At 71.8% G+C, this 11,805-nt stretch carries 11 protein-coding genes; 7 read left to right on the forward strand and 4 right to left on the reverse strand.

What is annotated here, in order from left to right; all coding sequences use genetic code 11:
* Positions 1-71: 71 nt before the first annotated feature.
* Positions 72-743: a 3-oxo-tetronate 4-phosphate decarboxylase gene (gene otnC, locus AC3IF3_RS26735; protein WP_489230939.1), complete on the reverse strand. Its 672-nt coding sequence runs from the start codon at positions 741-743 to the stop codon at positions 72-74.
* Positions 740-1,747 (reverse strand): LacI family DNA-binding transcriptional regulator, encoded by a 1,008-nt coding sequence (locus AC3IF3_RS26740; protein ID WP_489230940.1) that lies wholly within the window; start codon positions 1,745-1,747, stop codon positions 740-742. The genes otnC and AC3IF3_RS26740 overlap by 4 nt, the downstream gene beginning before the upstream one ends.
* A gap of 351 nt (positions 1,748-2,098) precedes the next feature.
* Here AC3IF3_RS26740 and AC3IF3_RS26745 point away from each other — a divergent pair, with 351 nt between their 5' ends.
* The 5 genes from AC3IF3_RS26745 (at position 2,099) to denD (ending at position 7,711) form a co-directional block, all read left to right on the forward strand.
* On the forward strand, positions 2,099-3,421 hold the full coding sequence (locus AC3IF3_RS26745; RefSeq protein WP_489230941.1) for an MFS transporter: 1,323 nt from the start codon (positions 2,099-2,101) through the stop codon (positions 3,419-3,421).
* Between the two features lie 232 nt (positions 3,422-3,653).
* On the forward strand, positions 3,654-4,622 hold the full coding sequence (gene ltnD / locus AC3IF3_RS26750) for an L-threonate dehydrogenase (RefSeq protein WP_279598100.1): 969 nt from the start codon (positions 3,654-3,656) through the stop codon (positions 4,620-4,622).
* A 29-nt stretch (positions 4,623-4,651) separates the two neighbouring features.
* On the forward strand, positions 4,652-5,434 hold the full coding sequence (otnI, locus tag AC3IF3_RS26755) for a 2-oxo-tetronate isomerase (RefSeq protein WP_489230942.1): 783 nt from the start codon (positions 4,652-4,654) through the stop codon (positions 5,432-5,434).
* Positions 5,431-6,705: a 3-oxo-tetronate kinase gene (gene otnK / locus AC3IF3_RS26760; protein WP_489230943.1), complete on the forward strand. Its 1,275-nt coding sequence runs from the start codon at positions 5,431-5,433 to the stop codon at positions 6,703-6,705. Before otnI ends, otnK begins: the two co-directional genes overlap by 4 nt.
* Before the next feature lie 28 nt (positions 6,706-6,733).
* On the forward strand, positions 6,734-7,711 hold the full coding sequence (gene denD / locus AC3IF3_RS26765) for a D-erythronate dehydrogenase (RefSeq protein WP_489230944.1): 978 nt from the start codon (positions 6,734-6,736) through the stop codon (positions 7,709-7,711).
* A gap of 4 nt (positions 7,712-7,715) precedes the next feature.
* Here the strand turns inward: denD and AC3IF3_RS26770 are convergent, their stop codons facing one another.
* Complete coding sequence (locus tag AC3IF3_RS26770) at positions 7,716-8,117, reverse strand: type II toxin-antitoxin system VapC family toxin (RefSeq protein ID WP_489230946.1); 402 nt, start codon at positions 8,115-8,117, stop codon at positions 7,716-7,718.
* On the reverse strand, positions 8,117-8,353 hold the full coding sequence (locus AC3IF3_RS26775) for a type II toxin-antitoxin system VapB family antitoxin (protein WP_243939712.1): 237 nt from the start codon (positions 8,351-8,353) through the stop codon (positions 8,117-8,119). Before AC3IF3_RS26775 ends, AC3IF3_RS26770 begins: the two co-directional genes overlap by 1 nt.
* 83 nt (positions 8,354-8,436) lie before the next feature.
* Between AC3IF3_RS26775 and recQ the strand changes: the two genes are divergently transcribed.
* Positions 8,437-10,278: a DNA helicase RecQ gene (gene recQ / locus AC3IF3_RS26780; protein ID WP_489230947.1), complete on the forward strand. Its 1,842-nt coding sequence runs from the start codon at positions 8,437-8,439 to the stop codon at positions 10,276-10,278.
* A 186-nt stretch (positions 10,279-10,464) separates the two neighbouring features.
* Entirely contained in the window at positions 10,465-11,622 is a 1,158-nt protein-coding gene (locus AC3IF3_RS26785; RefSeq protein ID WP_489231374.1) for a hydrolase, read from the forward strand.
* Positions 11,623-11,805 lie beyond the last annotated feature (183 nt).

Below are 11,805 nucleotides of genomic sequence, written 5' to 3' on the forward strand. Positions count from 1 at the left end.
CTTCGTCCCGGCCCGACCCCTGCTGACGCAGGGGCCACCCTCCCCCATAGAGGGGGAGGGAGACGCGCGCCTCATCCGTGATCGTGGTGCCCGTCGGTTTCCGGCAGGGTCAGGCCGAAATGGCTGACGAGATCGGCCACCTGCCCCGGGCTGAGCTGCCGCGGGTTGAGGTTGCGGAGTAACAAATACAGCTTGGCGGTCTCCTCCAATTCCTCGGTGGCGAAGACCGCGCCCTCCAGGCTGTCGCCGGCCACCACGGGTCCGTGATTGGCGAGCAGCACCGAACTGTACTTCCCCGCGAGCCCCCGGATCGCGTCCGCCACCGCCGGGTCGCCGGGGCGGTAATAGGGCACGAGCGCCGTGCCGCCGGTGCGCATCAGGTAGTAGGGCGTCAGCGGCGGCAGCACCTGCTTCGGGTCGATCTCCGGCAGCATCGAGACCGCCACCGCGTGGGTCGAGTGCAGGTGGACGATGGCCTTGGCGCCGCTCCGGCTCTCGTAGAGCGCGCTGTGCAGCGGGATCTCCTTGGTCGGCTTGTCGCCGGAGACCAGCCGGCCGGCGTCGTCGAGCCGGGAGATCCGCGCCGGGTCGAGGAAGCCGAGCGAGGCGTTGGTCGGCGTCACCAGCCAGCCGCCGTCGGGCAGGCGCAGGGAGATGTTGCCGGACGAGCCCGGCGTCAGGCCACGCTCGAACAGCGAGCGGCCGTAGCGGCAGATCTCCTCGCGCAACGCCGTCTCATTCATGCGGTCGCTCCCTCGATCAGCGTGAAGCCGAGATCGATCCGTTTGGCACGCTCGCCCATCACGCAGTTGGCGGCCTGCCGGCCGATCTCCAGGCGCGGCGTGCGCACCGTCGACAGGGGCTGGGGCATCGCCGTCGCGAAGTCGAGCCCGTTGAAGCCGAACAGGGCGATCCGCCCCGGCACGGCCAGGCCCGCCGCCAGGCACGCGAAGTAGCCGCCGAGCGCCATGTCGTCGTTGGAGAAATAGACCGCGTCGAGGTCCGGGCGGCGCGCGAGCAGCGCCTCCAGCCCGGCCCGCCCGGAACCCGGCGAGGACGGGCCGGGGCGGATGTCTTTGCCACAGAGCGCCAAACCTGACTCCGCCAGGGCTTCCTCGAACCCGGCCAGCCGCTTGCCCGCCCGCAGGTCGACGGCGAGATCGTGGCCGAGATAGGCGATGCGGCGGTAGCCCCGCCCCACGAGGTGGCGGGCGCTCGCCGCCCCCACGGCCCGGTTGGAGAAGCCGACCACGGCGTCGATCCCGGCCCCGTCCGTGTCGATCATCTCGACCACCCGCAGGCCCCCGGCCCGCGCCAGGGCCACCGTCCCGGGCGTGTGCTCCAGCCCGGTGAGCAGAAGCGCCGCCGGGCGCCACGACAGGAGCGCGGCCACGAGCGCCTCCTCGCGGTCCGCATCGTAGTCGCTCACCCCGATCACGCACTGGATGCCCTCGGCATCGAGCGCCGTGGTCAGGCCGCGCAGCAGGTCGGGAAAGACTACGTTGGCGAGCGAGGGGATGACGACCCCTGCGAGCCGCGTGCTCGCCCCCGGCCCGGCGAGGCTCCCGGCCAGCCGGTTCGGCACGTAGCCGAGCCGGGCCACCGCCTCGGCCACCCGCTCGCCGGCGCGCTTGGAATAGGAGCCGTGGTTGCGCAGGACCCGCGAGACCGTGCTCTCGCCCACCCCGGCCTCCCGGGCGACGTCGGTGAGGGTCACGAGCCGCCCCGGCGGCTGAAGGTCGTCCATGGCCCCGCTCTCCCGGCGCGATTTTTCTTGCGACGACGATCACTTCTCCCACGCAAACCCCCTCATCCTGAGGTGCCCGCGTCAGCGGGCCTCGAAGGAGGGCTCCAGGGATCGCGCGGCCGGCTGGAGGGCTCCTTCGAGGCCTGCGCTGCGCTCCGGCACCTCAGGATGAGGGGGGGTGATGGGAAGACCGTCCTCGGCGCTTCGACACCCGACATACCCGCCTGCATTATTCCGCACAACCGGATTGGCAGCGCTGCCAAAAGGAGATATGCCACCGGCCCAGCGCTGCCAACCGTGCGGCGAAGACCATCGTCCGAGGGCCCCTGCCCCGGACCCGGGAGAACGCCGATGCCGGTCCAAGCCGCTCCGCTGGGGAGTGCCGCCGCACCCAGGGACGAAAAATCCTTCGTCGACCGCACCTACGTCAAGGTGTTCTGGCGCCTCGTGCCGTTCCTGATGCTCTGCTACGTGGTGGCGTATCTCGACCGGGTGAATGTCGGCTTCGCCAAGCTCCAGATGTCCCAGGAGCTGAAGTTCTCCGAGACGGTCTACGGGCTGGGCGCCGGGATCTTCTTCCTCGGCTACTTCCTGTTCGAGGTGCCCTCGAACGTGATCCTGCACCGGGTCGGCGCCCGGGTCTGGATCGCCCGGATCATGATCACCTGGGGGATCATCTCCGGCGCGTTCGTGTTCGTGAACTCGGAATGGACCTTCTACGGGATGCGCTTCCTGCTCGGGCTCGCCGAGGCCGGGTTCTATCCGGGGGTGATCCTGTACACGACGCAGTGGTTCCCGGCCCATCGCCGGGCCAAGGTGATCGCGGTGTTCATGGCGGCGATCCCGATCTCGGGCATCTTCGGCAACCCGCTCTCGGGCCTGATCATGGACGGGTTCAACGGCGCCCACGGCCTGTCCGGCTGGCAGTGGATGTTCCTGATCGAGGCGGTGCCGGCGGTGCTGGTCGGCCTCGCGGTGTTCTTCTACCTCGACAACCGCCCCACCGAGGCCAAGTGGCTGAGCGAGGCCGAGAAGCAGGTCCTCGAGCGCGACATCGCCGCCGACAACCACGGCAAGGAATCGAGCCCGCACTCCATCGCCACCGTGTTCCGCAACGGCCGCGTGTGGTTCATGAGCCTGATCTACTTCGCCTTCGTCACCGGCCAGTACGGGCTGACCTTCTGGCTGCCGACGATCGTCAAGGCGTCCGGGGTGCAGGGCAATTTCAACATCGGGCTGATCAGCGCGATCCCGTTCCTGTCCGCCGCCATCGTGATGGTCCTGCTGGGCTTGAGCGCCGACCGGATGCGCGAGCGGCGCTGGCACCTCATCGTCCCGGCCCTGCTGGGCGCCGTCGGCTTCGTGGTCTCGGCGAGCGCCGGCTCGACGACGGTCGCGGTGGCGGCGCTCTCGGTGGCGGCGGCCGGCGTGCTGACCTGCTCGCCGCTGTTCTGGTCCCTGCCCACCGCCTTCCTGAGCGGCGCGGGCGCGGCGGCCGGCATCGCGCTGATCAACTCGGTGGGGAACCTCGCGGGCTTCGCCAGCCCCTACGTGATCGGGGCCCTGCGCGACGCCACCGGCAGCACCGCGGCTGGCATGTACGCCCTCGCCGTGATGCTGGTGGTCGGCGCGGCCTGCGTGTTCGTCACGCCGGCCCGGATGGTCAACCGCTGAGGCCTTGAGCCAAGCGCGCCGGTCTCCCTCCCCCCGCAGAGGGGGGAGGGTGGCCCCTGCGTCAGCAGGGGTCGGGTCGGGACGAAGTCCCGCAAGGGGGGAACCCGGGTTCAGGAAAGGGCGCAACCTTCATGAAGGCCGGCGTTCAATTCTGCACCGTCGCTCCCCTCTCCCGACCCGCTTCGCGGGCCACCCTCCCCCGCAGAGGGGGGAGGGACAAATGCGGCTCCCGATGCACCCCACTCAGCGACGTAACGACCCCTTCCACCACTCCAGGCAGGAGCCGCTCCCGATGACCAACCCAACACACCGCGCCGCGGTGATCGGCCTGGGCTCCATGGGCTCCGGCATGGCCGGCTCGCTCCTGCGGGCGGGCTTCTCCGTCGCCGCCTGCGACGTGAACCCGGAGGCGGTGGCGCGCTTCGCCGCCGCCGGGGGACGCGCCGCCGCCAACCCGGCCGAGGCGGCCCGGGACGCCGACGTTGTGGTGAGCGTCGTCGTCAACGCCGCCCAGACCGAGGCGGTGCTGTTCGGCGCCGCCGGCGCCGCCGGCGCGATGCCCGAAGGCGCCGTGTTCGTCTCCTCCGCCACCATGGACCCGGCCGTCGCCCGGGCGCTGGCGGCAAGGCTGGAGGCCACCGGCCGGCACTACCTCGACGCCCCGATGAGCGGCGGCGCCGCCCGCGCGGCGGATGGCGGCCTCACCTTCCTGGCCTCGGGCTCGGCGGCGGCCTTCGCGAAGGCCCGGCCCGCCCTCGATGCCATGGCGGGCACGCTCTACGAGCTCGGCGACGCCGCCGGCCAGGGCGCGGCCTTCAAGATGATCAACCAGCTGCTCGCGGGCGTCCACATCGCCGCCGCCTGCGAGGCGATGAGCTTCGCCGCCAAGCAGGGCCTCGACCTCGCCCGCGTCTACGAGGTGATCACCAAGTCGGCGGGCAATTCCTGGATGTTCGAGAACCGGGTGCCCCACATCCTCGACGCCGATTACAGCCCGAAGAGCGCCGTCGACATCTTCGTGAAGGATCTCGGCATCGTGCAGGACATGGCCCGAGCCGAAAAATACCCGGTCCCGGTGGCGGCGGCGGCGCTTCAGATGTTCCTGATGGCGTCGGGCGCCGGCATGGGCCGGGACGACGACGCCTCCGTGGCGCGGCTCTACGCGCAGGTCTCGGGGGCCAAGCTGCCGGGTCAAGCGTAGCCGGATCGAGCGTAGGGAGTCCCAGAACAATGCCGCGCTTCGCCGCCAATTTGAGCCTCATGTTCAACGAGGTTCCGTTCCTCGACCGATTCGAGGCCGCCGCCAGAGCCGGATTCGACGCCGTCGAGTTCCTGTTCCCCTACGAGCACCCGCCGGAGGCCATCGGCGCGCGGCTCCGGGGCAACGGCCTGACCCAGGCGCTGTTCAACCTGCCGCCCGGCGATTTCGCCAAGGGTGAGCGTGGCTTGGCGGCGTTTCCCGAGCGCTTCGATGAACTGAAGGCGGGGGTCGAGACGGCTTTGCGCTATGCCGAGGCGACCGGCGTCGGCCGGCTCCACCTGATGGCGGGGCTCGCGCCGCACGACGACCCGCGCGCCGCCGAGGCCTATCGCCGGGCGGTCGCCTGGACGGCGCAGCGCCTGGCGCCAGCCGGTCTCGACCTCGTCCTGGAGCCGATCAACGGCCGGAACATGCCGGGCTACTTCCTCAACGATTTCGGCCGGGCGGCGGACCTGATCCGCGACCTGGCGCTGCCGAACCTGAAGCTCCAGTTCGACCTCTACCATTGCCAGATCCTGCACGGCGACGTGACCATGCGGCTGCGCGCGCTGATGCCGATGATCGGCCATGTCCAGACCGCCAGCGTGCCGGACCGGCACGAGCCCGGCACCGGCGAGATGGATGATGTCTTCCTGTTCGACGAGCTGGACCGGCTCGGCTACGCCGGCTTCGTCGGCTGCGAGTACATCCCGGCCGCCGATACCGTCGCGGGCCTCGGCTGGCTCGCCGCCTACAAGGGGAACGCCCGATGAGCCTCGCCCTGGGATGCGTCGCCGACGACTACACGGGGGCCTCGGACCTCGCCAACACCCTGACCAAGGCGGGCCTGCGCACGATCCAGACCATCGGCGTGCCGGAGGCGGGCCGCGCCCTGCCCGAGGCCGATGCGGTGGTGGTGGCGCTGAAGAGCCGCTCGATCCCGGCCGACGAGGCCGTGGCGCGCTCCCGGGAGGCCGAAGCCTGGCTGCGGGCCCGGGGCGCCGCCCACGTGATGTTCAAGGTCTGCTCGACCTTCGATTCCACCGACGCGGGCAATATCGGCCCGGTGATGGATGCCCTGCGGGCTGACGCCGGCGAGGCCATCGCGCTGGTCACCCCGGCCTTCCCGGAGACGGGGCGCAGCGTCTACCAGGGCAACCTGTTCGTCGGCGCCGTGCCGCTGAACGAGAGCCCGCTGAAGGACCATCCGCTCAACCCGATGCGCGACGCCAACCTCGTGCGCGTGCTCGGGCGCCAGAGCGCGAGCCCGGTCGGCCTCGTCGACACCGCCACGGTCGCCCGGGGCGCGGAGGCCGTGGCGGCCCGCCTCGACGCCCTGGCGGCCGAGGGCAAGGGTGCCGCCATCGCGGACGCGATCTTCGACAGCGACCTCGAAGTGCTCGGCTGGGCGATCGTTCGACGCAAATTCTCCGTGGGCGCCTCGGGCCTCGGGCTCGGCCTCGCGCGGGCGCTCGCCGCCGACGGGCGCGGCACGAAGGACGCCGCCGGGGCGGCGATCGGCGAACCGGTGGGCGGAGGCGCCGCCTGCCTCGCCGGCAGTTGCTCGCAGGCAACGCTGCAGCAGGTCGCCGCCGCGGAGGCGCTGATGCCGGTGCTGCGCCTCGACCCGGCACGGCTGCTCGCCGGTGCCGACGTGGTCGCCGAGGCCCTGGCCTTCGCGGAGCAGCGCCTCGCCGCCGGCCCGGTTCTGATCGCCTCCTCGGCGCCCCCCGAGGCGGTGCGCGCCCTCCAGGCCCGGCACGGGGTCGACGCCGCCGGCCACGCCATCGAGGCGGCTCTGGCCGCCATCGCCGAGGGGCTGGTCGCCCGGGGGGTGCGCCGGCTCGTGGTGGCCGGGGGTGAGACCTCCGGCGCGGTGGTCGACCGGCTCGGCCTCAGCGCCTTCCTGCTCGGCCCCGAGATCGCCGCGGGTGTCCCCGTCCTGCGTAGTGCCGGACGGCCCGAGCCGATGCTGCTCGCCCTGAAATCAGGCAATTTCGGCGGCCCGGATTTCTTCGGCCGCGCCCTCGACATGATGGCGTGAAGCCTCACACTGTGACCGGAGGAATTGCATGCACGCCCTGATTCTCGGCGCCGCCGGCATGATCGGCCGCCGCCTCGTGGACGCCCTGGTGAAGGACGGCCGGGTCGGCGGCCAGCCGCTCACCGCGCTGACCCTGCTCGACGTGGTGCCACCGACGGCGCCGGCGGGGTTCTCCGGCCCGGTCCGGGCCGAGGCCGCGGATCTCACCGCCCCCGGCGCCGCCGATTCCGCCATCGCGGGGCGCCCGGAGGTGATCTTCCACCTCGCCGCGGTGGTCTCGGGCGAGGCCGAGGCCAACCTGGAACTCGGCTACCGGGTCAATCTCGACGGCACCCGCCTGCTCCTCGACGCGATCCGCCACGCCAACGCGGCGGACGGCTACCGGCCGAAGCTGGTCTTCACCTCCTCGCTCGCCGTGTTCGGACCGCCCTTCCCCAAGGTGATCCCGGACGATTTCATCCTGCGCCCGGCCTCCTCGTACGGCGTCCAGAAGGCCATGGGTGAACTGATGCTCGCCGACTACGCCCGGCGCGGCTTCCTGGACGGGATCGGCCTGCGCCTGCCGACCATCTGCGTGCGGCCGGGCAAGCCCAACAAGGCGGCCTCGGGCTTCTTCTCGGGGATCATCCGCGAACCGCTGGCCGGCCAGGAGGCGATCCTGCCGGTCCCCGATACCGTGCGGCACTGGTTCGCCAGCCCCGATGCGGCGGTGGGCTTCCTGATCCACGCGGCCGGGCTCGACCTTGCGGCGATCGGCCCGCGGATCAGCCTGACCATGCCGGGCGTCTCGGCGACGGTGGCCGAGGAGATCGAGGCCCTTCGGCGGGCGGCGGCCGACAGGGCCGTGGCGCTGATCCGGCGCGAGCCCGACGCGACCATCGCGCGGATCGTCGGCTCCTGGCCGGAGGCGTTCGAGCCGGAGGCGGCCCTCGCCCTCGGCTTCCGGGCGGACGCCTCCTTCGACGCGATCGTGGCGCAGCACGTTGCGGCGTTCCACGCCGGGTGAGGCGTTACGTCAGGGCGGAGCGGATATCGGTCTGCGGGAAATCATCGCCGACGAACAGCAGGGGCACGCCGTGGACCTGCGCGCAGGCATAGGCGAAGCAGTCGCCGAGGTTCAGGCGGGCGGGGTGGCGGCCCTTGCCGAAACGGGCATGGGCGGTGAGGGCGAGGGCGGATTCCGCCGCCGAAATCGGCACGACTCGCAGACCTGCGATACGGATGAACGCGGCGATTTCCGTCTCGGCGTCTGCCACGGAGATCGCCTTCTTGCGCGCCACCGCGACCACCGTCTCGAAGACGGCGATGCCCGATGTCAGCGGCGTCATCGCGCCATCGAGGCAGTCCAGCAGGACGGCACGCTCCGGCTCGGCCGTCAGGATCGCCACGAGAGCCGAGGCGTCGACGAACATCACTCGTCGTTCAGGCTATCGTAGAACGCCTTGTCGGCCTCCAGGCCCGTGCGCGGTACGGCATCCATCTTGTCGAGCAAGGGTTTCAGGCGTTCCGCGAGCGGCACGCGTCGGCTGCGCCGCGCGATCTCGTTTTCGAGCGCGATTCGCACCGCTTCGGTCTTGCTCACGCCGGCCCGCGATGCCAGCGTCTCGGCCAATTGGTTGACCTCTTCGCTGCGGATGTTGAGCGGCACGACAGCCTCCGTGTAGACGCAGGGAGGCTAGTGCCTACACACCAGAGCCGCAAGCGCGGCGCGTACCCCGAACAAGGATCCCGATGACCCGCCTCGACGAGGCCCGCGCCGCGCTGAAGAAGACGTTCGGCTACGAGGATTTCCGGACCGGGCAGGACGAGGTGATCGGCGCGGTGCTGGACGGCGACGATGTCTTCGCCGTGATGCCCACGGGTTCGGGCAAGTCGATGACCTATCAGCTCCCGGCGCTCATCGATTCGGGCCTGACCGTGGTGGTGTCGCCGCTGATCGCCCTGATGCACGACCAGGTGCAGCAGATGCGCAGCGTCGGCGTCGAGGCCGCCACCCTCAACTCGACGGTGACGGAGGCGGAGTCGCGCGAGACCTGGCGCAGCCTGCGGTCGGGGGAGCTGCGCCTCCTGTTCGTCTCCCCCGAGCGCCTGCTGATGGAGGGCTGCATCGAGGCCCTGCGCGGGGCCGGGGTCCGGCGCCTTGCGGTGGACGAGGCCCACTGCGTCTCGCAATGGGGCCACGATTTCCGGCCCGAGTACCGGGAGATCGCCCGGGCCCGGACCGCGCTCGGCGACATCCAGACCCTGGCGCTCACCGCCACGGCCGACGCGGCCACCCGGACGGAGATCGCCGAGCGGCTGTTCCCGCAGGGCCGGCCGCCGAAGATCTTCGTCCATTCCTTCGACCGGCCGAACATCCGGCTGACCTTCCAGCCCAAGGACAACCCGGCCCGCCAGATCGAGCGCTTCCTGAAGCACCGCCGGTCGGAGAGCGGGATCATCTACTGCTCCTCGCGCAAGCGCGTCGAGCAGCTCGCCGAGACCCTCAGGAAGGACGGGTTCGACGCCCTGCCCTACCATGCTGGCCTCGATCAGGGGACGCGGATGCGGAACCAGGACCGGTTCCTCCAGGAGGACGGGGTGGTGATGACCGCCACGATCGCCTTCGGCATGGGCATCAACAAGCCCGACGTGCGCTTCGTCTGCCACGCCGACATGCCCAACAACGTCGAGGGCTACTATCAGGAGATCGGCCGCGCCGGCCGCGACGGACTGCCCGCCGACACGCTCACCCTCTACGGCCTGGACGACATGGCGCTCCGCCGCCGCCAGATCGACGAGAAGGAGATCTCCGACGAGCGCCGCCGGGTCGAGCGGCGCAAGCTCGAGGCGATGATCACCCTGTGCGAGGGCGCGACCTGCCGGCGTCAGTCGCTCCTCGCCTATTTCGGCGAGACGAGCGGCGCCTGCGGCCGCTGCGACCTGTGCCGCGGCGGCGTCACCCTGGTGGACGGGACGGTCCCGGCGCAGAAGATCCTCTCGGCCATCGTCCGCACCGGCCAGCGCTTCGGCGCGGCCTATATCTGCGACGTGGTCCACGGGAAGGAGAGCGAGCCGATCCGCCGCAACGGACATGCGAGCCTGAAGACCTTCGGGGTCGGTGCCGACAAGCCGGTGGCGGCCTGGCGTGCGATCCTGCGCCAGCTCTTCGCCGCCGGGGCCATCGCCGAGAATGCCGACGGCTACGGCGGCCTGTCCATGACCGAGAAGGGCGAGGCGATCCTGTACGGGCGGGAGCCGGTCCAGCTCCGCCCGGATCCGGAGCTGAAGGCCGAATCGCGCGAGCGCCGCCGGGCCGCGCCGCGCGAGGATGGCGAGAGCACCCTCTCCGAGGCCGACGAGGCCCTGTTCCAGCACCTGCGCGGGCTGCGCGCCACGCTGGCCCGGGCCGAGGGCATCGCGGCCTTCATGGTCTTCCCCGACCGGACGCTCATCGAGATGGCCCGTCAGAAGCCCGTCGACCTCTGGGCCCTGCGCGCGGTCCACGGGGTCGGCGAGCGCAAGCGCGAGGCCTACGGCGAACGGTTCGTGACGGCGGTCGCCGAGTTCCTGGCCCAGCCGCCGGCGGCGTAGGACCGGATCGGAGGACGATCGCCCTCGGCGCGCCGGGCCGGTTCGTGTAGGCAGGGCGCCCGCCTCTCAACCGAATCGATCGGACCCGTCATCTCGATAGAAGTGCCCGTCGCCGAGGCCCCGCGCCCCGGCGAAACCGCGGCCCCGTCGGTCGCGCGCGATCCGCGGACGCTGACCTCCCGCATCGTGTTCTACCTGCCGGGCTTCGACCCGCGCGAACCCGAGACCTATTGGGGCCTGTTCCGCCGCGAGGCCCGTCTCACCGCGGCGCGCCGCGGCGCCGCCATCGCGGTGGGCGATCCGGTCCGTTCGGCGGACGGGATCGCGCTCGCCTGGACGGTGCGGGCGCGCGGCGTCTCCACCCGCTACGTCCTCCTGCGCTGGGACGACGTCGTCCGCGCGCGCTTCCCGCAATCCGGCTGGGCGCGGCTGACGGGCGTCCCGGTGCTGCTCTGGCGGCTGTGGCGGTCGGGCTACATGGCCGACCTGCGCCGGAACGGCTGGCGCTTCTTCACGGTGATTTATGGCGTCCACGCCATCTACGGCGCGCTCGTCCTGCTGAGCCTCGGCGCGGCCTGGGGCCTCGCGACCCTGGCGCCGGCCGCGCTCCAGCCCTGGCCGCTCCTGGCGGTGCCGCCCCTCGCCTACGCGATCCTGGCGGGGCTGATGCGGGCGACCCGCGGCAAGCCCTTCTACGTCGCGCACCTCGTGGACGACACCGCCTTCACCCACGCCTACGCGGCCGGGGCGGCGCCCGAGATCGCCCCCCGGCTCGACGCCTTCGCGGCGCGCATCAGGGCCGCGGAGCATGAGGCCGACGAGGTGGTGGTGGTCGGCCATTCCTCGTCGAGCTTCCTCGGCATTGAGGTGCTGGACCGGGTGCTCGCCCATGCCCCCGGCTTCGGCCGCGGCGGGACGCCGGTCACCTTCGTGAGCATGGGCAGCGTCATCCCGTGGCTCGGCCTCGACCCGGCCGCCCAGGGATTCCGGGATGCACTCCTGCGCTTCGGGCGGGCGGCGCAGATCCGCTGGCTCGACCTGCGCGCGCCCTGGGACTGGCTGTCGATCCATCAGGGCCACCCGCTCGCGGCCTGCGGCCTCGTCCCCCCCGATCCCGGGCGCCCGGCCGTGCTCGGGGTGATGATCAGCGATCTCATCACCGGCGCCGACGTCCGCCGGCGCCAGTGGAACCTGTTCCAGATGCACTTCCAGCTGCTCATGGCGAGCCAGAGCGGCAGCGGGTTCGACTATCTCGATCTGGTGACGGGACCGGAGCCGGTGCATGCCCTCGCGGCCCGATGCCGGGGGCACGCTCCGGGCACGGACGGCGAAGCCGAACTCTGACCGCAGGGGGCCGAGACGCGCCCCGGACAACCCCGCCCGGCCGTGGCGATCCACCCCCGTCCGCCCTCGATCGGCCCCGGGATGTTGCCAGCGCGGGCGCTTCCGCTCTAGAGCCGGGGCAGCCTGGATCCCCGCCCGGTTCGGGCTCGCCGCGGCACGCGTCTCCCGGGACGGGCCGCTTCC

Source organism: Methylobacterium sp. J-118 (assembly GCF_057836565.1).